Here is a 20,592-nt window from a genome sequence, read left to right as displayed (position 1 = left end):
GTTTCCTTTCCGGCGGTTCCGACTCTATCAGATCCTTTCGGTTCCGATTCCCCGTCAGAAGGGGTTGCCTTCCCGGCTGTTGGGCCGTTCCGACGTCTCAAACCTTAGCGGATCCTCCCCGGCGAGCGCTAATCGAGCTGCCGGACCCAAATCGAATTGAATTCGAGCACGCCGAATACAACCTCACTGGGAGATCTTGCTTTGGTGTGTGTCGCTATCGCGACGGAGGTGCCGCCGAAGAACCGTTACGGCTCCGCGGCAACCCGAAGAACCTTACGGATGGCGCAGAAGACTGTCAAGTAGCTCTTGTCAAGATCTTTAGTCCAGGTCGGTGAGGCGTCCGCCGGCGTCCGGCTGGGCGTGCTCCACCCGGCGAAGGAGCCTGGTCAGGACATCGCCGAGGGCCGTGCGGTCGTCGGCGGAGAGGTCCTGGAGGAGGTCCTCCTCGAAGACCGTCGCCAGTCGCATCGCCTCCAGCCACTTCTCCCTGCCCTCGGTCGTCAGCTCCACGATCACCCGGACCCGGTTGGTCTCGTCCCGCTGCCGGGTCACCAGACCTTCCGCAACCATGCGGTCGATCCGGTGGGTCATCGCGGCCGGCGTCAGACCCAGCCGCTTGGCCAGGTCGCTGGGGCCCATGCGGTAGGGGGCACCGGAGAGGACGAGGGCCTTGAGGACCTCCCAGTCGGCGTTGCTGATGCCGAGCCCGGCGGTCTGGCGCCCGTAGGCGACGTTCATGCGGCGGTTCAGGCGGGAGAGCGCCGAGACGATCTGCTCGACCTGGGGGTCGAGGTCCTGGAACTCCCGCTGGTAGGCGGCGATCTGCTCTTCGAGGGTCGGCTCGCCGCCGATGCCCGTACTGCCGGGGGTATCGCCCATGGGCGCCAGTATCGCATGAGGCTCGTTCGCGTTGAAGTTCTTCGAGGTGTACTGTTTAGCTTCGAAATTTATCTTCGAAGTCTTCGGTTCTAAGAGCTGAGGCTCACCAACTACCTGGAAGAGGTGAACGTGACCAGGGCCATGGGCGCAGCGATGCGCCGGATCCACGTGGGCAACGCACTCAGCGCGTTCGGGCTCGGCTTCACCGTCCCCTACCTGTACGTCTATGTGGCGCAGGTGCGGGGGCTCGGTGCCGTGACGGCGGGGCTCGTGCTCGCCGTGTTCGCCGTGGCCGCGCTGATCGTGCTGCCGTTCGCCGGCCGGGCGATCGTGCGGCGCGGCCCGTTGCCGGTGCTGATCACCGCCCTGGTCACCGCCGCGCTGGGCGCACTGGGCCTGGGGCTCGCCGGCAGCGCCGCCGCCGTACTGGCCGCCGCGGCAGCGCTGGGGGCCGGGCAGGCCGTGATGCAGCCGGCGCTGGCCACGATGATCGTGGACTGCTCGACCGCGGAGACCCGGTCGCGGGCCTTCGCGACGCAGTTCTTCCTGCAGAACCTGGGGCTCGGGGTCGGTGGGCTCATCGGCGGGCATCTCGTCGACGCCACGCGCGTGTCCTCCTTCACCCTGCTGTTCGCGATCGAGGCGGCGATGTTCCTGCTGCTGGTCGTGGTGATGGCGAGCGTCCGGATGCCGCACTCGCCGCGGGTGGAGGGTGCTCCGCGGGGGCCGGCGAAGGGCGGCTGGAAGCATCTGCTCGGCAACCGGGCCATGGTGCAGCTGTCCGTGCTGGGCTTCGTGCTGTTCTTCGCCTGCTACGGGCAGTTCGAGTCGGGGCTCAGTGCGTACGGGGTGGAGGCCGCGGGCATCTCGACGTCCGCCCTCGGGACCGCTCTCGCCGCCAACACCGCGGTGATCGTCGTCGCGCAGTTCGCGGTGCTGAGGTTCGTCGAGCGGCAGAAGCGGTCGCGGGTGATCGCGGCCGTGGGGCTGATCTGGGCCGTGGCGTGGGCCGTGGCGGGGTACGCCGGGCTCGGGAACGGCAGCCGGGAGATGGCGACGGCCGCGTTCGTGTCGACGTACGCGCTGTTCGGGCTGGGCGAGGCGATGCTGTCGCCGACGGTCGCGCCGCTGGTGGCCGATCTGGCGCCGGCCGGGCTCGCCGGGCAGTACAACTCGGCGTTCGCGCTGGTCAAGCAGTTGGCGCTGGCCGTGGGGCCGGCCGTGGGAGGGCCGATGGGGGCGTCGTTGCACGCGCCGTACATCGTGACGTTCCTGCTGTTCTCGCTGGGAATCACGGTGCTCGCGCTGCGGCTGGGGCGGCAGCTCACCGTCGTGCAGGACCAGCCGTGGGTGGCGCGCAAGCGGGTGGTGGCCCGGGGTGGGGCCGCTGTGGAGCCGGTCGCCGCGGAGGCGTGAGGTAGGGCGTGGAGGCGGCCGTCGTCGGGAGGCGATGGCCGCCTCCCGCATGTCGGGGGCGGGGTCAGCGGTCGGCCGTCACCAGGGTCGCGGTGAAGGGGAAGGCCGTCGTGTCGGCGGGGAGGGCGGCGCGGACGGTGTCGGCGGCTCGGGTGAGGGCCTCCTCGCCCCCGGTCTCGGTGATCGTCCGGCCCCAGGGGATCGCGGAGAGGTGGCCGGGGACGTGGTCCCGGAGCGGGGGGAGGGTGACGGTGAAGGTGAGGTCGCGGCGGGTCGTCCGCCGGAAGCCCGCCGCGTCCAGGGCCGCGGGGAGGCGGTCCGCGACGTGGAAGGCCTCCTGGAAGTCCGCTGCCGCGTCCGGACCGCCGTACTGCCGCACCGATCGGAGCTGGGCGGCGAAGCAGGGGGACGCTTCGAGGTCCGACCAGACGGTGGCGGCGAAGCGGCCTTGGGGGCGCAGCACGCGGGCCGTCTCGCGCAGGGCGGCGTCGAGGTCGGGGAAGAACTGGACGCCCTGCTGGCAGAGGACGACGTCGAAGGTCGCGTCCGGGTAGGGGAGGTCGTCGGCGGGGGCGGCGGTGAACTCGATGTCGGGGTAGAGGCGCGGGTGGTGCTCCACGGCGACCTTGAGCATCGCCTCGTCGGGGTCGGCGCCGGCGACGCGGCCGGTGGGGCCGGCCTGTGCGGCGGCGGTGCGGGCCGCGAAGCCGGTGCCGCACGCGAGGTCGAGGACGGTGGCGCCGGGGTAGAGGTCCGCGGCGTCCACGAGTGCGGTCACGAAGGGCGCCATGAGGGGCGCGACGTAGTGTTCGTAGCGCTCGGGGGCGCTTCCCTTGAGGTGAAAGCCCGTTGCGTCTGCCATGGGGAGCTACTAGCACCGGGAGGAGCGTTCGCCTAGGTGGCGCGCGTCGGGGAATGGGTGTTCGAGGCTGGTTTCAGTCGGTGGGCTTGGGCAGGACGAACTCGCACCACACCGCTTTTCCGCCGCCGGGGATGCGTCTGCTGCCCCAGTTGGAGGCGATCGTGGCGACGATGGCGATGCCCCGGCCCGACTCGTCGGCCGGCTCCGCGCGGCGGCGGCGTGGCAGGTGGTCGTCGCCGTCGGTGACCTCGATGATCAGGCGGCGGTCGGTGCGGCGCAGACGCAGGCGCATGGGCGGGATGCCGTGCTGGAGGGAGTTGGCGACGAGTTCGCTGGTGGCGAGGACGCCCAGGTCGTGCAGCTCGGCGGGGAAGCGCCAGCTGGTGAGGACGCCGGAGGCGAAGGCACGCGCGCGGGGGGCCGCCTCGACGCCGCCGAGCAGTTCCAGGGCGGCGTTGTGGAACAGCTCGCCGTCGGGGCCGGTGCGGGCGGGGTGCTGGAGGACCAGGACGGCCACGTCGTCGTCGTGGTCCGCGGTGACGCCCGCCGAGCGGACCAGGCGGTCGCAGACCACCTGGGGGGATCCGGTGGCGCCGGCCAGGGCGCGCTCCAGGGCGGCGATGCCCTCGTCGAGGTCCTCGTTGCGCCGCTCGACCAGGCCGTCGGTGTAGAGGACGGCGGTGGATCCCGGGCCCAGGGGGATCGAGCCGGAGGCGTGCATCCAGCCGCCCGTGCCGAGCGGGGGGCCGGTGGGTTCGTCGGCGCGCTGGACGGTGCCGCTCTCGTCGCGGACCAGGATCGGCAGGTGGCCCGCGGAGGCGTACACCAGCCGTCCCTCGTTGGGGTCGTGGATGGCGTACACGCAGGTGGCGATCTGGTTGGCGTCGATCTCCATGGCGAGGCCGTCGAGGAGCTGGAGGATCTCGTGCGGCGGGAGGTCGAGGCGGGCGTAGGCACGGACGGCGGTGCGGAGCTGGCCCATGACGGCCGCCGCCCGGACGCCGCGGCCCATGACGTCGCCGATGACGAGGGCGGTGCGGCCGCCGCCGAGGGTGATGACGTCGTACCAGTCGCCGCCGACCGCCGCCTCGGTGCCGCCGGGGTGGTAGGTGGCGGCGATGCGCAGGTCGTCGGGTTCCTCCAGCTCCTGGGGGAGGAGGGAGCGCTGGAGGGTGACGGCGGTCTCGCGCTGGCTGCGCTCGCTGGCTCTGAGCCGTTCGGCGGCTTCGGCGTGGTCGGTGACGTCGGTGGCGAACACCAGGACGGCGCCCTCGCCGTGGTTCTCCGGGACCGGGGTGCAGGTGAAGGTGTAGGAGCGGCCGTCGGGCGCCTTGCGGGACTTCAGGGTGCGGGGCTTGCCGCTGCGCTGGGCCTGGTCGAGGAGCGGCATCAGGCCCAGGTCGCGCAGCTCGGGGAGGGTCTCGGCGGCCGGTTCGCCGAGGGACCGGGCGCCGAAGGCCGCCGTGTAGGCGTCGTTGACGTAGGCGAGGCGGTGGTCGGGGCCGTGCACCAGGGCCACCAGGGCCGGGACGCGGTCGAGGACCTCGCGGGCGGGGAGTTCGTCGACGGCGGGCACCGGGGGCGGGTCGTCGTCGGTGAGTTGTTCGGCGCGGGCCGCGGGTACGGAGCCTGGGCCGGAGCTCTCGCTCCGCCGGTCCGTCGTGGTGACCGGGTGCTCCGCTCGCGCGGCGGCGCGGCGCTGCGTTCCGGGGATGCGGGCGCTCCAGCGCGTGAAGTTCACGAATCCTTGCCTCGTGTAGTCGTCGACGGCCGGCTCCCGGCCCGGCCTTCCTGGGCTGCGAAGGCCGCGCGGCGGTGGCCGCACATTGTTGCAGCACCCGGGGTGCGGAGCACGGGGGAACGGCCTCGTGGGTCGGCAGGGGCGGGTGGTGGCCCGCCGGAGGGGCTCGGGAGGGGCGGTGAGCAGGGAGCAGTCTGGCAGTGCGGCCGCCGTCCGGGCCGGCATTCGTCAGACGTGGGGGCGGTCGGTGGAGTTCCCGGATCGGGTCAGGACGACCCCTTCGGGTCGCCGGAAGACTCGTCAGAAGGCTTTCCACCGGCAGCGAGTTCGAACTCCGCGCGGGGATGTTCGAGGGATCCGAGCGAGACGATCTCCCGTTTGAAGAGTCCGGACAGCGTCCACTCCGCGAGCACGCGCGCCTTGCGGTTGAAGGTGGGGATGCGGCTGAGGTGGTAGGTGCGGTGCATGAACCAGGCCGGGTAGCCCTTCAGCTTGCGTCCGTAGACGTACGCGACGCCCTTGTGCCGCCCCAGGGAGGCGACCGAGCCGACGTATCTGTGCGCGTACGTCTGCAGGGGCTCGCCGCGCAGGGAGCGGGCGATGTTGTCGCCGAGGAGCTTGGCCTGGCGTACCGCGTGCTGGGCGTTCGGGGCGGTGTACGTGCCGGGCCGGCCGGCGGTCACGTCGGGGACGGCGGCGGCGTCCCCGGCCGCCCACGCGTGCGTGACGCCCTCGATGGTCAGCTCCGGGGTGCACTTGAGGCGGCCGCGCCCGGTGCGGGGCAGGTCGCTGGCGGCGAGCACCGGGTGAGGTCTGACGCCGGCGGTCCACACGACCGTACGGGTCGGGAAGCGGGCGCCGTCGCTGAGGACGGCGACACGGTCCGCGCACGACTCCAGGCGGGTGCCGAGGCGGACGTCGATGTTGCGGCGGCGCAGCTCGCTGACCGTGTAGCGCCCCATGTCCGCGCCGACCTCCGGAAGGATCCGGTCGGAGGCCTCGACGAGGATCCACTTCAGGTCCTCGGGCTTGACGTTGTGGTAATAGCGCGTGGTGTAGCGGGCCATGTCCTCCAGCTCGGCGAGCGCCTCCACGCCCGCGAAGCCGCCGCCGACGAAGACGAAGGTGAGGGCCGCGTCGCGGATCGCGGGGTCGCGCGTGGAGGAGGCGATGTCCATCTGTTCGATGACGTGGTTGCGCAGGCCGATGGCCTCTTCGACCGTCTTGAAGCCGATGGCGTGGTCGGCGAGGCCGGGGACGGGCAGGGTGCGGGAGACCGAGCCGGGCGCGAGGACCAGTTCGTCGTACTTCAGCCGGCGCGGGCCGGTGCCCTCCTCGTCCGTGGCGAGGGTGGTCAGGGTCGCGGTGCGCCGGGCGTGGTCGATGGCGGTGACCTCGCCGGCGACGACCCGGCAGTGCGGCAGGACGCGGCGCAGCGGTACGACGACGTGCCGCGGGGAGACGGCGCCCGCGGCCGCCTCGGGCAGGAACGGCTGGTACGTCATGTACGGGTCGGGCGTGACGACCGTGATCTCGGCCTCGCCCCGGCCGATCTCCTGTTTCAGCTGCCGCTGGAGCCGCAGGGCCGTGTACATCCCGACGTAGCCACCGCCGACAACGAGAATGCGCGCACGTTCCTTCACCATCCCATGACGCACCCCGCGCCGGAGTTTGTCCACAGACCCGACAAGTTCGTGTGACCGCGGGCCGGGCGCGGGCGGAGAGGGCCGAAACGTCGTCGGGAGGAACAGGACCGCAGGTCAGACCTGGTTCACCGGAGTGCAGGAAGGGGCATTATCGGGACGTATGCGGCCCGTGCTCCGATCGGGGGGCGCTCCGTGCGGAACCTGCCCCTTCTGAATTGACTCCCTCTCAACTATGTTCGTGTGTCGACGGGGTGCGGGGGGAAGCGCTCGTCGGGTCCGCGAGGTGCTGCTGACGCAGGGTCTCATCGGCGGATCCGGTTCCGTTGTCCCCTGTTCCATGCGCCTCGTGCATTCGATGGCGGGGAGAGTCTCCGGGGGGAGACGTCATTACCGGGGGAACATTCATGCACATTCAGGACACGCATTGGTCGTCCGCGTCCACACTCGGACCGGGCGGCATGGTGAGCGCGGCGACGGGCGACGGGCGCGGGGACACCTCGCGGACCACGCCGCTGCGCGTGGACGCACAGCGCAATCTGGAGCACGTGCTGCGTGCGGCGCGCGAGGTCTTCGGCGAGCTGGGGTACGGCGCGCCGATGGAGGACGTGGCGCGGCGCGCGCGGGTGGGCGTCGGCACGGTGTACCGGCGCTTCCCCAGCAAGGACGTCCTGGTGCGGCGGATAGCCGAGGAGGAGACCTCCAGGCTGACCGACCAGGCACGGACGGCGCTGGGGCAGGAGGACGAGCCGTGGTCGGCGCTGTCGCGCTTCCTGCGCACGTCGGTGGCGTCCGGCGCCGGGCGGCTGCTGCCGCCGCAGGTGCTGCGGGTCGGCGTCGCCGAGGAGGGCACGGAGAGCGCGGTCGCCGACGGTGCCCGGGTTCCGCAGCAGCGGAGCCAGCCGGGCGGCGAGCTGCGACCGCTCGCCGACGCGGACGCGCGGGCCGTCGTGGACGACACCGGGGCGGCGGCCCTGCTCGACGTCGTGGGTCAGCTGGTGGACCGGGCACGGGCGGCGGGCGAGTTGCGGCCGGACGTCTCGGTGTCGGACGTCCTGCTGGTCATCGCCACCGCGGCACCCTCCCTGCCCGACCCGGCACACCAGGCGGCGGCTTCGTCCCGGTTGCTGGACATCCTGCTGGAGGGGTTGCGGTCCCGGCCGGTCTCCTAGCGCCGCGACGGGCGACGTTCGCCCCGTCGCGACGCCCGGCACGCTCCCCGGAAGGGGGACCCCCACTCGCCGCACCGGCCGAAGACCCGAGCACGCCCGGTGCGAGGGCCTCCGGCCGGCACTCCCCCCAGCCTTCGGCCGGGGGTAACGCCGGAGCACGCACCGGCCGCCGCTCCTTCACGGGCGAACGTCGCCCGCCACGGCACCAGCCGGTGCGGGGCGCGGTTCTTCGCCCCGCACCGCGGGCCGTTCGCGCGGGCCGGCCGGCTGTCCGCGGGTTCCGTGGGCCCCGTGCGCTCCCTGGACCGCGGGTCCGCGGGTGGCCGGCGGAAGGTTGTGGGTGGGGCTCGCCCGGTTCGCCGGGCGGACCCCCGCCTGCTCGAGGTGCATGTCGACCGTGGGCGTCGCCCGAGCCCCGCGGAGAGCCCGGGAGCCTTCCCCGTCCGGGTGAACTTCGGTGCCGGATGCGGACAGGTGCCCACGGACGAGTGGACGACTCCTCCCGTGGGGTTCTGGACAAAAGCCGATATGGCACGCTGACCCGGGGGTCGGGACGGGTTCGACAGGCGGCGGGGGCATTCCGCGATGAGCGTTGACGGCAGGGACGGGTCACCGGGCGAAGGTGACGCGCGGGCCGGTGACCGGGTCCCGCCCCAGGTGCCCGGTCAGGGCGGGCGCACGGGCGTACCCCGGAGTGGGCGTCCCACCCCGGCCGGGGGCGGTCTCCCGGTCGAGGCCGGCCCGCCCGTCGAGGGCGGCGTCCCGGCGCAGCGCGAGTGGCGCGGGGACAGCCTCCTGCCGCCGCTGCGGGGGGCACCGCCCGCCGACTCCGACCTGATCGCCCGGATGCGCTCCGGGGACGACACGGCGTACGAGGAGCTGTACCGGCGCCATGCCGACGCCGTGCGCCGGTACGCGCGCACCTGCTGCCGGGACGCCCACACCGCGGACGACCTCACCGCCGAGGTCTTCGCCCGCGTGCTCCAGGCGGTACGGCGCGGCTCCGGTCCCGAGCACGCCGTACGCGCCTATCTGCTCACCTCCGTGCGCCGGGTGGCCGCGGGCTGGACGCGGTCCGCGAAGCGGGAGCAACTGGTCGACGACTTCGCGGTGTTCGCCGCGCACGCCGCCCGCTCCCGCGAGGTGTCCGGCGACGCCGCCCTCGACCCCGGTGCCGACGTACGGGCCATGCACGAGGCCGAGCAGTCCATGGCCGTGCGGGCCTTCCGCTCGCTGCCGGAGCGCTGGCAGGCCGTGCTGTGGCACACCGAGGTGGAGGACGAGTCGCCGAGCGAGGTCGCCACGCTGTTCGGCCTCGACGCCAACGGCACCCGCGTGCTCGCCGGCCGCGCCCGCGAGGGCCTCAGGCAGGCCTATCTCCAGGCTCACGTCAGCGCGACCCTGACCAGTGACGAGGAGTGCTCCCGCTACGCCGACCAGCTCGGCACCTACGCCCGCCGCCGGCTGCGCAAGCGCGCCGAGCGGGGGCTGCGCAAGCACCTGGAGGAGTGCGCCAGGTGCCGGCTGGCCGCCCTCCAGATCGAGGAGGTCGCCGGCGGCCTCCCCGCCGTCGTGCCGGTCGCGGTCATCGGCTGGTTCGGCGCCGCGGGGTACGCCAAGGCCGTCGCACTCGTCACCGGTGGTGCCGGAGCCGGAGCGGCGGGCACCGCGGGCGCGGCCGCGGCGGCCGGCGGTACCGGTGGGACGGGTGCCGGGGCCGCCGCCTCGGAAGGCCTGGGTGCGCCGGTGAAGGCCGGTGCCGCGGCCGGTGTGGTCGCGGTGGCGGTCGCGGTGGTGGCGCTCGCCCTGGTCGGCGACGACAGCCCGGCCGACCAGTCGGCGGCCGGGCCCTCGGCCTCCGCATCGGCCGTCCCGCCCGAGGCACCGGCGCCCGTGCCCGCACCGGCGCCCACGTCCGTGGAGCCCGCCCCGCTGCCCCCGGTGGTCGTCCCGGCGGCTCCCCCCACCCCGAAGTCGACCACCCCGAAGCCGACCCCGACCACCCGGAAGCCGACGCCCACGCCGCCTCCCCCACCCACGCCCGAGCCGACACCGGCCCCGACGCGCACCCCCACCCCCGCTCCGACGCCCCCGCCCGCCCCGGCGGTCTACGAGCTGAGCGAGCTGCCCTTCGACGTCGCCGGGGACGGCACCGGGCCGGAGATCCGCCTCGGCGGGAGCAGCTGGGTGTGGCAGCGCTACGGCCTGACCGTCGCCGGCCGCGCGTACGCGCGCGGGGTGACCGTGCACGGCGACTCCTCCGTCACGATCGACCTCAACCGCGCCTGCACCGCCTACGACGCCGTGGCCGGCGTCGACGACCTGACGCAGAAGCTCGGCAAGGTCGTCTTCTCCGTCCACGCCGACGGGGTCCGGCTGTGGTCGTCCGGGACCGTCAGGGGCGGCGGCCCCGCCGTGCCCGTCCATGTGAACCTGGCCGGCCGGGAGACCGTGACACTGGTGGTCGAGCCGCACAACCATCTCGACACGGTGGCGCTCGCGGACTGGGCCGAGTCGAAGTTCACCTGTACGTAGCGGTCGAGGTGCCCGGAGTGCCGGTGGCCGGCGCCGGACGGGCGTGCACGGCCTCGGTGGGTTCACCCAGGACGCCGGTCACCGTCAGGGCCGCGCCCCGGGCCCGTTCGGCCTCGTGCCGTTCGGTGCCCAGGGCCTCGCGGGCGACCGCCTCGGCCCGCTCGGCCAGGGCGCGCTGCGGGGCGGGGCGTGGATGGGGGTCGTACAGCGCGTCGGCGGCCGCGAGCAGCCGGGTTGAGCGCGGGAAGTCCCCGAGCCGGGCCGGCAGGGTCACCGCGCCGTCGACGATCGCCGAGGTGACGGCCCCGGCGCAGTGGTCGGCCGGTGCGCGGCACAGGGTGTCGGCGAGCAGCGCCGGGACGGGCTCCGGACCCGGCTCACCGGCGGTGACCTCCGCCTCGAGCATTCCCGGTGCCGCCGTGAACCGGGGGCGGTGTGCCCGCGGACGTGGCGACGCGGCTCGCGTCGCACAACTCCCGCGCGCGGGCGGTGTCGCCCTCGTCCACGGCGATCCGGGCGCGCAGCATGCGCACGAACGCGCGGGCGTCCGCCATGCCGTGGCGCTCGGCCGCGGTGTTCGCCTCGTCGAGCGCGGTCAGGGCGCCCGCCCGGTCGCCCGAACGGGGGGGGAGCGGGCCGTCGGCCCGGCGCGACGGAGGGGGCCACCGGTGGGAGGACTGGACGGACCGTCCGGGTGCCGGCCCGCGTGCTGCGCCCGCCCGGGCCGCGCCGTTCAGCGCGCGGCCAGGTCCGCGCCCTCGCCCCCCGAGGCCACCGCCCGTCTCTGCGGGGCGATTCCCGCCGGTACCGCGCGGGAGCGGGCCGGGGTGCCGGTCCAGCAGGTGCCTCTTCGGGAGAGGAGGCGGCGGAGCCAGAGTTCGAGGGAGACGAGGTCGGCGAGGCCGTCGAGGGGCAGGGGTTCGCCCGCGGCGGCCCCGCGGAGGGCCTTGCGGACGACGCGGGCTTCGATCAGGCCGGCGTCGGCGAGCAGGGGTGCGTCGAAGAGCGTGATGAGGGGATCCGCAGCCATGCGCAGGCCCGCGCGGGCCGCGGCGGTGGTGGTGGCCTGGGTGGGGGCGCCCCAGCCGGGCGGGAGGTCGGCGACCCCGGAGCTCTTGAGGACGGTGCGCAGGATCGCCGCGCGCGCCCCCGGCTGCACGCGCAGGGTCTCGGGCAGCGCGCGGCAGGCGCGTACGACCTGGTTGTCGAGGAAGGGTGCGTGCAGGCGCTGGGAGCGGATCTCGGCGGCCTGTTCCAGGACGCGCAGGTCGGCCGCGTGGCGGGCGAGGGCGGCACGCGCGCGATAGTCGCCGGGCCGCTGGCCGGGGCCCCCTCCGGCGCGGTGGGCCGCGCTCTGGAGGCGGACCGATACTTCCGCCAGTGCCTCGCCGGTCAGCCACCGCGCCGCCGGACCGGGCCCGCCCCAGGCGAGGGCGGCCAACGAGGCGCCCACCGCGCCTTTGGGGTCGTCGAAGCGGCGGTGCATCAGCCGTTCGGCAAGGCCCTCCACTCCCGCCCGGTACGGCGTGCGGGCGAGTCGGCGGGCGGCGCCGTACACGCGCGCGGGGACGAGGACGGAGCCGTCCGCCTTGGTGAGGGCGGCGACGGGGCGCACCAGGTGGCGTCGTTTGCGGTCCATCAGCAGGTCCGCGAGGCGGGCCGGGTGGGCGTCGAGGACCTGGCGGGCGCCGTAGCCCGTGAAGTGGTCGGCGCTGCCGGCGGCGAGGCGGGTGCGGTGGCGTGCGGCGGTCACCAGGCTGGGGCCGGGTTCGTCGGTCAGCGGGCCTTCCAGGTCGGCGTACGGCAGGGTCTCCTCGCCGCCGGTCACGACGACGTGGTGCAGGCGGGGGTTGGCGGCGAGGGTGCCGGCCCGTTGCAGTTCCGCCTCACGTCCGCCGACGGCGAGGTCGTTGAAGGTGACGGCCAGGAGGCGCTCGCCGGCGCCCGTGCCGTGGCCCAGGAGCGTGCCGGGCATGCCGGGCAGGCCGGCGGCGAGGAGCGCGAGCGTCCCGGAGGCGGGGCCGCCGGACAGGTCGGCGCCGATGCCCGGGACGGGCATCCCGCGTGCGGCGCGCCGCTCCGCGGGGCCCATGCCGGGTACGGGGCCGGGATCGATGTCGGGGACGTGCCGGGGTGCGGACAGACGCGCGCGGACCGCCTCGACGAGGGCGTCGCGGATGGCGTCGACCGCGCTGTCCGGATCGGCCGGGACGGCCGCCACGGCGAGCGAGGCGACGGGTTCGTAGCCCGCGACCTCCCTGGCCCCGGCGCGCAGGATGAGCGCGTGCCCCGGCGGAACGCGCCGCACGCCGTCGTACGGGGTGGAGTCGTGCACGGCGGCCGGTACGTCGGGGGCGGCGAGGAGGGCCGCGAGGTGGCCGAAGTCGAGGTTGGCCTCGACGAGGTCGGCCAGCGGCAGCGCGGCCGTCGCGTACGCCGTGCCGCCCGCCCAGGGGGTGTGGAACACCGGTCGCGCGCCCGCGAGGTCGCCGCAGACGGTGATGCGCCGGTCGACCTGGACGATCGCGGTGTAGCTGCCGGGCCAGGCGGTCAGATGCCGCAGTGCGCCTCCGCGCGCGGCGAACAGGCCGACGCGCAGCTGCTCGTCGGTCGCCCCGCAGGTGCCGAGGACCGCGATCCGGGTCCGGGCGTCGGCCCGCACCACCCGCACCTCGTCGGAACGCCAGTCGCCGACCGCCCACAGCGGATCGGGGTCGCCCCACAGGAGTTGGGAGCCCACCGGGTGCAGTGTCTCGCCGTCGTGGCCGATCCGGCCGCCGTCCTCGCCGGCGTACCCGCCGGGGCCGCCGTAGGCCCCCGTTCCGGATGTGCCGGGGCCAGGGGCCGCGGCGGTGCTGCTCCATCCCACCAACCACCGCATCGACGCCTCCACAGGCCGTGGACAACAGCTGCACCGTACGAACGGTTCACATGCTGCCACGAAGAACGCGCCGCAGAGGGAGGTGACGCCGTGCGAGATCCGCGAAGTGCGCCCGTGCGAGCGCCCCCTCGCCACCCCGGAGGGCCGGGTGAACTCCCGTGCGTGGGACGGCGGTCACCGCGTGCACCCCGCGCGTGCGACGCGAATGCGCCCCCGATACGCTCCCCCAGGACGCCCCGCGCGCCCTGGATTTCCATGGTGGGAGGCGTATTCGCCGACGGAACACAGGGTCGATTTTCGGCCAATTATCCTGTGCGTCGGCCCCGTTGAAACGGGCTCGCGCACACTCCGTCACAGTCGCGCCCCCGGCCCGGCGCGTCGGTCCGGGAGGCGGCGAACGCCCCCCGGACCGTTCCACCGCCCGCGGGGATTGTGGCGGCGGTGTCCCCCAGCCCACTGGATCCAGTACAGCGGGCCGACCCACGCACCGCCCATGGAAGCGCTCCCGCGGTGGCCGGACCAGAGCGCACGGACGGGCGCACGGCCACACGTCGGGAGCACGCCGCAACCGTGCGTATGGGGACCGCGCTTGCGTACGGACCACAATCCCGCCATCCGGAAGAATGCCCCTTAACGCTTGGGATGCGGCGAACTACGCTGGGTTTACGAATGCCGCACGGTTATGCCAGCGCGGCAGCCGTCTGTGTCGAGGGGTGGCGCAATGTCCAGGGAGCAACGCGGGCCGAACGAAAAACTCGGCGCCGTTCTCGCCCTCGCGGGAATCAGCAACGCGGGACTCGCGCGTCGCGTCAACGACCTTGGCGCCCAACGCGGGTTGACGCTTCGCTACGACAAGACGTCGGTGGCGCGCTGGGTGTCGAAGGGCATGGTGCCGCAGGGCGCCGCGCCGCACCTCATCGCGGCCGCCATCGGCCAGAAGCTCGGCCGGCCCGTGCCCCTGCACGAGATCGGACTGGCGGACGCGGACCCCGCGCCCGAAGTGGGCCTGGCCTTCCCCAGGGACGTCGGCCAGGCCGTGCGTTCGGCGACCGAGCTGTACCGGCTCGACCTCGCGGGCCGCCGGGCCGGTTCGGGTGGCATCTGGCAGTCGCTGGCCGGCTCGTTCGCGGTGAGCGCGTACGCGACACCCGCCTCACGGTGGCTGATAACCCCGGCCGACAGTTCGGTGGCGCGCGAGGTGAACTCCGCCGAGGCCTCGGGCGCACCGCTCAAAGTCGGCCACAGCGACGTGCGGAAGCTCCGGGAGGCCGCCGAGGACGCCAGGCGCTGGGACTCCAAGTACGGGGGCGGCGACTGGCGTTCGTCGATGGTGCCGGAGTGCCTGCGGGTGGAGGCCGCGCCACTGCTGCTCGGCGCGTACTCCGACGAGGTCGGCCGCGCCCTGTTCGGCGCCTCCGCCGAACTCACCCGGCTCGCGGGCTGGATGGCCTTCGACACCGGTCAGCAGGAGGCCGCCCAGCGCTACTACATCCAGGCGCTGCGTCTGGCGCGCGCGGCGGCCGACGTGCCCCTCGGAGGGTACGTCCTGGCCTCCATGTCCCTCCAGGCGACCTACCGCGGCTTCGGGGACGAGGGCGTCGACCTCGCCCAGGCCGCCCTGGAGCGCAACCGTGGCCTGGCCACGGCCCGCACGATGAGCTTCTTCCGCCTCGTCGAGGCACGCGCCCACGCGCGCGCCGGTGACGCGCAGGCCGCCGGCGCCGCCCTCAAGGCGGCCGAGAGCTGGCTGGAGCGGGCCCGCGACGGCGACCACGACCCGTCGTGGCTCGGTTTCTACTCCTACGACCGTTTCGCCGCCGACGCCGCCGAGTGCTACCGCGACCTGAAGGCACCGCGCCAGGTACGCCGCTTCACCGAGCAGGCGCTGTCGCAGCCGACGGAGGAGTTCGTGCGCTCGCACGGCCTGCGGCTCGTCGTCTCGGCCGTCGCCGAGCTGGAGTCGGGCAATCTGGACGCGGCCTGCGAGCAGGGCGTGCGGGCGGTCGAGGTGGCCGGCCGGATCTCGTCCGCCCGCACCACCGAGTACGTCAAGGACCTCCTGCACCGCCTGGAGCCGTACGGCGACGAGCCGCGCGTGGTCGAGCTGCGCGAGCGGGCCCGGCCGCTGCTGATGACACCGGCCTAGTGACCTGAGTCGGTGGCGCCGCACGGGTTTGAAGGCATTGTCAGTGGCGCAGTGCACTATCGAAGCCGGGAGGTGGTGCAGGTGCGGGCGATCGGCTACGACTGCGACGTGCTGGTGATCGGAGGCGGCATCGTCGGCCTGTCGACGGCGCACGCGATCAGCCGCGCCGCGCCGGGCACCCGCGTGACGGTGCTGGAGAAGGAGCCGGGTCCGGCCCGCCACCAGACGGGCCGCAACAGCGGCGTCATCCACAGCGGCGTCTACTACCGCCCCGGCTCCCTCAAGGCGCGCTACGCGGTCCGGGGCTCCGCCGAGATGATCAAGTTCTGCGCGGAGTACGGCGTCCCGCACGCCGTCACGGGCAAGCTGATCGTCGCCACGGACCGCGCCGAGCTGCCCCGCCTGCACGCCCTGGCCCAGCGCGGCCGGGAGAACGGGATCGCGGTCCGCGAGCTGGGCCCCGCCCAGATCACGGAGTACGAGCCGGAGGTCACCGGCCTCGCGGCGATCCGTGTCGGCTCGACCGGCACCTGCGACTTCGCCGCGGTCGCCCGGCAGCTCGGCGAGGCCTCCGGCGCGGAGCTGCGCTACGGCGCGCAGGTCGTCCGGATCGACCGCCGCGCCGACCGCGGGGTGGCCGTCCGCACCGCGCGCGGGGACGTCGTCCGCGGCCGCGTCCTGGTGAACTGCGCCGGTCTGCACTGCGACGAGATCGCCCGCCTGACCGGGGACGAGCCCGAGGTCCGCATCGTCCCCTTCCGCGGCGAGTACTACGAACTGGCCCGCCGCGACCTGGTGCGCGGCCTGGTGTACCCGGTTCCCGACCCGGCCTTCCCGTTCCTCGGCGTGCACCTCACCAGAGGCCTGGACGGCAGCGTCCACGTCGGCCCCAACGCGGTCCCGGCCCTGGCCCGCGAGGGGTACGGCTGGGGGGTCGTGCGCCCGCGGGAGGCCGCCGCGACGGCGGCCTGGCCGGGCGCCCGGCGCCTGGCCCGCCGGCACTGGCGCCACGGCGTCGGGGAGCTGCACCGGTCCCTGTCCAAGCGCGCCTTCGTGGCGGAGGTACGCCGTCTGCTGCCCGCGGTCGAGCCGCAGGACCTGGTGCGCGCGGCTCCCGGCGTCCGCGCCCAGGCCGTCCGGCGGGACGGCTCCCTGGTGGACGACTTCCTCGTACGACGGTCCCCGCGCGCGGTCCACGTGCTGAACGCCCCCTCCCCCGCGGCGACGGCCTCCCTGCCGATCGGCCGGGAGGTGGCCCGCCGGGCGCTGGAGGCACTGGGGCCCGTGTAGGCGGGCGTCCACCGCGCGACGGTGCCGGGCCCGTCGGACGCATCGGAGGATCGGCGGCCCCGGCGTGCGCCGACCACCCGGCCCCATCCGGCCCCACTCTGTTCGCCCTGCTCGCCCTGACCAGCGCCACCGCAGGGCTCCACCCGTACCAGCGCCTTACCCCAGCACGCCCCCTCCCCCGTCGCCCCGGCCCGCCCCCTTTGCCGTCGCCCGTAAAATCGAGCCCACTGTGTCTGATTCGTTGAGTGCCCCAGAACCCGCCAGGCCCGCCCCCGGTGATCACCACCCCGGCGAGTCCGTCCGTCGTACCCGCGCCAAGGGCGAGCCGCGCTTCCCCGACGGTCCGCGGGCCGATCCCGCCGGGTCGCACTTCGAGCGGCGGATCAGGAGCTTCCAGCCGCGGCGCAGCCGGGTGACGGCGGGCCAGGCCGAAGCGTTGCAGCGGCTGTGGGCGAAGTGGGGCCTGGACATCGACGGGCACGGTGTCGACCTCGCCGAACTGTTCGGCAACGACAACCCGGTCGTGCTGGAGATCGGCTTCGGCATGGGTGAGGCCACCGCCCAGATGGCCGCCGCCGACCCCGCGACGAACATCCTCGCCGTGGACGTCCACACCCCCGGCCAGGGCAATCTCCTCAACCTGGCGGACCGGGGCGGCCTGACGAACATCCGGGTGGCCAACGGCGACGCGATCATCCTGCTCCGCGAGATGCTCCCCCCGCACTCCCTCGCCGGGCTGCGCGTCTACTTCCCCGACCCCTGGCCCAAGAAGCGCCACCACAAGCGGCGCCTGATCCAGCCGGAGTTCCTCAGCCTCGCCGCAACCCGGCTGGGACCGGGCGCGCTCGTGCACTGCGCGACCGACTGGGAGCCGTACGCGGAGCAGATGCTCGAGGTGCTCACCGCGCACCCCGACTTCGCCAACACCCGTGCCGACGGCGGTTTCGCACCGCGCCCCGGCTTCCGGCCGCTGACCCGTTTCGAGGGTCAGGGTCTGGACAAGGGTCATGTGGTGAACGATCTGCTCTTCCGCCGCGTACAGCACGAGGGCCGCCGGGATCACTGACCAGCCGGAATCCCCTCCACCACCGTCCGCTCCCTCGTTAGGGTCGATGCCGTGGCCACCAGTTCCCCGTTCCCACCGCTTCCCCCGCACCCGCCGCACCCCGGCGGCCCGGCCGAGGGCGGTGTGCTGCGGCACGCGCACTGGTGGCAGCACAAGTGGGTCCGCTACGGCGCGCTGATCACGCTGCTCGCCCTGTCGGGACTGGTGATCGTCGGCCTCGTCCGCGAGCAGACGGGCACGGAGGGGTTCCTGGTCGGACTGGGCCTGGCGATCCTCCCGGTGCCCCTGCTCGTCGCCGCGTTCCGCTGGCTCGACCGGGTGGAACCCGGCCCCTGGCGGAATCTGGTCTTCTCCTTCTCCTGGGGCGCGTGCGCGGCGGCGCTGATGGCGATCGTCGCCAACAGCTTCGCGGTGCGCTGGATAGCGACGGCGACGGCCGACCCGGCCCATGCCGACACCCTGGGCGCGACCGTGATCGCGCCGGTCGTCGAGGAGACCGCCAAGGCGGCGGCCGTACTCCTCGTGTTCCTGTTCCGCAGGCGGGACTTCACCGGGATCGTCGACGGGGTCGTGATAGCCGGGATCACCGCCACCGGCTTCGCGTTCACCGAGAACATCCTCTACCTCGGCAACGCCTTCGGCACCGACCAGCTCACCGGGGACGGCGGTATCGCCTCCGTCACCGTCGCCACGTTCTTCGTGCGCGTGGTCATGTCGCCGTTCGCGCACCCCCTGTTCACGGTCCTGACCGGCCTCGGGTTCGGCATCGCCGCGCTGTCCGGGGAGCGTCAGCGCGTGCGGCGCGTGGTGCTGCCGCTGTGCGGGCTGCTGCTCGCGATGCTCATGCACGCCCTGTGGAACGGCTCCGCGACCTTCGGCGAGTGGGGGTTCTTCGCCGTGTACGGGGCGTTCATGGTGCCCGCGTTCGGAGTGCTGACCTGGCTGGTGGTGTGGACGCGCCAGCGCGAGCTGGGCACCGTGCGCGACGAGCTGCCCGCGTACACGGCCGCCGGCTGGCTCGGCCCGGCCGAGCCGTACGCCCTCGGTTCGATGCGGGCCCGCAGGCTCGCCCGGCAGTACGCCCGACGGCACCTGGGCAGGCCGGCGGCGCGGGAGGTGGCGCGGTACGAGGCCTACGCCACGTCTCTCGCGTTCCTGCGGCACCGCGGGCGGCACGGACGGGGCGGCGCCGACTTCGTCGTACGGGAGAGGGAGTTGCTGAGCGAGCTGTGGCGGCGCAGGGAGGTGGCCCGGCCGGCGCTGGAGCACGCGTCCCGGCTGGCGGCCCCGGCGCCCCTGCCGGTCTACGGGATGTACGGCATGCACGGGGGGTACGGGTTCCCGCCCGGGGCGGCGCACCCGCCGCCCGGGCACTACGGGTATCCCGGGTACGTCTCCTCTCCGCCCACCGTGCCCCACCCACAGGCCTCGCCCGCTCCGTACGCCGCGCCGTACCCGTACACCCCCTCCGCCCCGTACCGGTCCTGAGAGGCGGGCCGGACGGGGCACCCGTGGTCCGGGGCCTGTCGTTTGGATCGTGCCGGGCTCGCGACGAGTACGAGTCGGCGCTGTCGACGAAGTTGCCGCCGGCGGCCGCGTAGGCGTCGAGGACGGCGAAGGAGGCCGCCTCGTCCGCGGTCCAGCCGAAGACGTTGCCGCCGAGGGCGAGCGGGAAGACCTCGAGGTCGGAGGAGCCGAGCTTGCGCAGGGAAGTCATGCCTGACGACAACGCCCTGGCCAAAGGCACGCATTCCGCGCCTTTGGCCAGGGCTCACGAACATCCGGGAAACATCCGGGCGTAGACCTCACCGACCCCCGTGACACTTCCCGGAAGACCTCGGGAGACCCGGCAGGGGTCCCGAGGGGACTCTCAGGGGCACCCGGCAGGAGTCCGGGGCACCCGGGGAGCATCTCCGGCGGCGGCTCAGAGGTTGAGTCCCTTGCCCCGGAGCCAGGCGGCCGGGTCGATGCCGGCGCTGCCGCCGCCGGGGTGGACCTCCATGTGGAGGTGGGCGCCGGTGACGTTGCCCGTGGCGCCGACGCGGCCGATGACGTCGCCGGTGGCGACCTTCTGGCCGACGCTGACGCTGATGGAGGACTGGTGGGCGTACCAGATCTCGGTGCCGTCCTCGAGGGTGAGCACGGTCTTGTACCCGTACGACCCCTCGTAGCCGGCGGAGGTGATGGTGCCGCTGTGCACGGCCTTGAGGAGCGTGCCGGTGGGGGCGGCGAAGTCGAGGCCGGTGTGGTACCCGGAGGACCAGTAGGCACCGGCCTGACCGAAGGTCGAGGTGATCGTGTACGAGGAGGTCGGCAGCGCGTACTGCTTGGCCAGTTCGGCGAGGCGCTCGGCCTCCGCCTTCTTGGCGGCTTCCTCGGCGGCCTTCTTCCTGGCGGCCTCGGCCTTGGCCGCGGCCTCCTTCTCGGCCTTGGCGGCGGCTTCGGCGGCGGCCTTGGCCGCGGCGGCCTCGGCGGCCTCCTGCGCCTTGGTCTCGACCTGGGTCTGCTGCGACTCGGCCTGCGCCATGATCCGGTTGCGCAGTGCCTCTCCGGCGTCGGCACCGCTGTCGGTGCTGTCGGCGGCGACGGCCTCGGTGCCGAAGGTGCCGAAGGCACTGAGCGCGGGCGTCGTCTCCTCGGGGGTGTCATCGTCGGAGATGAGGGAACCCACTGAGGGGAGGTCGGGCATGGAGATGGAGACCGGCGACTTGCCGGTGTTGGCGCTGGCCATGCCGGCGCCGCCGACGGCGGCTATGACGCCGACGCCGAGAACGGTGGAGCTGCGGGCGAGTCCGCCGCGCTGCTTGGCGACGCGGTGCTTGCCGCGCACCGGACGAACGGAATCCGCGGTGGGGTTCCATTCCTCCCAGGGGCCCTCGTCGGTGCGGTAGGTGCCGTAGCCGAAGGTCTGCTGGCCGGGCACGGCGGGGGCTTCTGGGGCAGGCCGGTTGGACGCCACGC

14 protein-coding genes and 1 pseudogene are annotated in these 20,592 nt (G+C 74.0%); 7 read left to right on the top strand and 8 right to left on the bottom strand.

What is annotated here, in order from left to right:
* Positions 1-318 precede the first annotated feature (318 nt).
* Positions 319-879, bottom strand: a complete 561-nt coding sequence (locus ACGFQC_RS12420; RefSeq protein ID WP_363090776.1) for a MarR family transcriptional regulator — start codon at positions 877-879, stop codon at positions 319-321.
* 123 nt (positions 880-1,002) lie between these two features.
* On the opposite strand from ACGFQC_RS12420, the gene ACGFQC_RS12415 reads away from it, so the two are divergent.
* The gene (locus ACGFQC_RS12415; protein ID WP_363090777.1) at positions 1,003-2,295 is read left to right on the top strand and encodes an MFS transporter; all 1,293 of its coding nucleotides are present in this window, start codon (positions 1,003-1,005) and stop codon (positions 2,293-2,295) included.
* Positions 2,296-2,359: 64 nt separating this feature from the next.
* On the opposite strand, the gene ACGFQC_RS12410 is transcribed toward ACGFQC_RS12415, so the two are convergent.
* The 3 genes from ACGFQC_RS12410 to ACGFQC_RS12400 form a co-directional block, all read right to left on the bottom strand.
* A complete protein-coding gene (locus tag ACGFQC_RS12410; RefSeq protein ID WP_363090778.1) occupies positions 2,360-3,157 on the bottom strand; it encodes a methyltransferase domain-containing protein in 798 nt (265 codons plus the stop codon).
* 73 nt (positions 3,158-3,230) lie between these two features.
* Positions 3,231-4,898 (bottom strand): SpoIIE family protein phosphatase, encoded by a 1,668-nt coding sequence (locus ACGFQC_RS12405; RefSeq protein WP_363090779.1) that lies wholly within the window; start codon positions 4,896-4,898, stop codon positions 3,231-3,233.
* 266 nt (positions 4,899-5,164) lie between these two features.
* Positions 5,165-6,544: an NAD(P)/FAD-dependent oxidoreductase gene (locus ACGFQC_RS12400; RefSeq protein WP_363090780.1), complete on the bottom strand. Its 1,380-nt coding sequence runs from the start codon at positions 6,542-6,544 to the stop codon at positions 5,165-5,167.
* A gap of 404 nt (positions 6,545-6,948) precedes the next feature.
* On the opposite strand from ACGFQC_RS12400, the gene ACGFQC_RS12395 reads away from it, so the two are divergent.
* Together ACGFQC_RS12395 and ACGFQC_RS12390 are read left to right on the top strand one after the other, a co-directional pair.
* Complete coding sequence (locus ACGFQC_RS12395; protein ID WP_363090781.1) at positions 6,949-7,713, top strand: helix-turn-helix domain-containing protein; 765 nt, start codon at positions 6,949-6,951, stop codon at positions 7,711-7,713.
* A 585-nt stretch (positions 7,714-8,298) separates the two neighbouring features.
* The gene (locus ACGFQC_RS12390) at positions 8,299-10,248 is read left to right on the top strand and encodes a sigma-70 family RNA polymerase sigma factor (RefSeq protein WP_363090782.1); all 1,950 of its coding nucleotides are present in this window, start codon (positions 8,299-8,301) and stop codon (positions 10,246-10,248) included.
* On the opposite strand, the gene ACGFQC_RS12385 is transcribed toward ACGFQC_RS12390, so the two are convergent.
* Both ACGFQC_RS12385 and ACGFQC_RS12380 read right to left on the bottom strand, forming a co-directional pair.
* Entirely contained in the window at positions 10,235-10,654 is a 420-nt protein-coding gene (locus tag ACGFQC_RS12385; RefSeq protein WP_363090783.1) for a hypothetical protein, read from the bottom strand. The genes ACGFQC_RS12390 and ACGFQC_RS12385 overlap by 14 nt on opposite strands.
* Before the next feature lie 327 nt (positions 10,655-10,981).
* The gene (locus ACGFQC_RS12380) at positions 10,982-13,129 is read right to left on the bottom strand and encodes an asparagine synthase-related protein (protein ID WP_363090784.1); all 2,148 of its coding nucleotides are present in this window, start codon (positions 13,127-13,129) and stop codon (positions 10,982-10,984) included.
* 721 nt (positions 13,130-13,850) lie between these two features.
* Between ACGFQC_RS12380 and ACGFQC_RS12375 the strand changes: the two genes are divergently transcribed.
* The 4 genes from ACGFQC_RS12375 to ACGFQC_RS12360 all read left to right on the top strand — a co-directional run bounded on the left by ACGFQC_RS12375 (position 13,851) and on the right by ACGFQC_RS12360 (position 19,119).
* On the top strand, positions 13,851-15,275 hold the full coding sequence (locus tag ACGFQC_RS12375) for an MFS transporter (RefSeq protein WP_363090785.1): 1,425 nt from the start codon (positions 13,851-13,853) through the stop codon (positions 15,273-15,275).
* Positions 15,276-15,326: 51 nt separating this feature from the next.
* Positions 15,327-16,565, top strand: a complete 1,239-nt coding sequence (gene lhgO, locus ACGFQC_RS12370) for an L-2-hydroxyglutarate oxidase (RefSeq protein WP_363090786.1) — start codon at positions 15,327-15,329, stop codon at positions 16,563-16,565.
* 229 nt (positions 16,566-16,794) lie between these two features.
* Entirely contained in the window at positions 16,795-17,631 is an 837-nt protein-coding gene (gene trmB / locus ACGFQC_RS12365; RefSeq protein ID WP_363090787.1) for a tRNA (guanosine(46)-N7)-methyltransferase TrmB, read from the top strand.
* A 51-nt stretch (positions 17,632-17,682) separates the two neighbouring features.
* A complete protein-coding gene (locus tag ACGFQC_RS12360; protein WP_393288109.1) occupies positions 17,683-19,119 on the top strand; it encodes a PrsW family intramembrane metalloprotease in 1,437 nt (478 codons plus the stop codon).
* A gap of 61 nt (positions 19,120-19,180) precedes the next feature.
* On the opposite strand, the pseudogene ACGFQC_RS12355 reads toward ACGFQC_RS12360, so the two are convergent.
* A pseudogene (locus tag ACGFQC_RS12355) lies at positions 19,181-19,348 on the bottom strand (aldo/keto reductase); the annotation flags it as partial.
* A gap of 207 nt (positions 19,349-19,555) precedes the next feature.
* A complete protein-coding gene (locus ACGFQC_RS12350) occupies positions 19,556-20,590 on the bottom strand; it encodes a M23 family metallopeptidase (protein WP_363090788.1) in 1,035 nt (344 codons plus the stop codon).
* Positions 20,591-20,592: the final 2 nt, after the last annotated feature.

Origin of the sequence: Streptomyces sp. NPDC048734, from assembly GCF_043198675.1 — a bacterium.
In the GTDB taxonomy this organism is placed as follows: Bacteria; Actinomycetota; Actinomycetes; order Streptomycetales; family Streptomycetaceae; genus Streptomyces.
Note: the sequence above shows the minus strand (reverse complement) of the source record. Positions and strands in the feature narration are given on the sequence as shown.

Excerpts from the sequence above, each read along its gene's own strand:
- ACGFQC_RS12410 (WP_363090778.1), bottom strand. The coding sequence starts at position 3,157 with ATGGCAGACGCAACGGGCTTTCACCTCAAGGGAAGCGCCCCCGAGCGC.
- ACGFQC_RS12395 (WP_363090781.1), top strand. The coding sequence starts at position 6,949 with ATGCACATTCAGGACACGCATTGGTCGTCCGCGTCCACACTCGGACCG.
- ACGFQC_RS12400 (WP_363090780.1), bottom strand. The coding sequence starts at position 6,544 with ATGGTGAAGGAACGTGCGCGCATTCTCGTTGTCGGCGGTGGCTACGTC.
- ACGFQC_RS12380 (WP_363090784.1), bottom strand. The coding sequence starts at position 13,129 with ATGCGGTGGTTGGTGGGATGGAGCAGCACCGCCGCGGCCCCTGGCCCC.
- ACGFQC_RS12375 (WP_363090785.1), top strand. The coding sequence starts at position 13,851 with ATGTCCAGGGAGCAACGCGGGCCGAACGAAAAACTCGGCGCCGTTCTC.
- ACGFQC_RS12385 (WP_363090783.1), bottom strand. The coding sequence starts at position 10,654 with ATGCTCGAGGCGGAGGTCACCGCCGGTGAGCCGGGTCCGGAGCCCGTC.
- ACGFQC_RS12420 (WP_363090776.1), bottom strand. The coding sequence starts at position 879 with ATGGGCGATACCCCCGGCAGTACGGGCATCGGCGGCGAGCCGACCCTC.
- ACGFQC_RS12390 (WP_363090782.1), top strand. The coding sequence starts at position 8,299 with ATGAGCGTTGACGGCAGGGACGGGTCACCGGGCGAAGGTGACGCGCGG.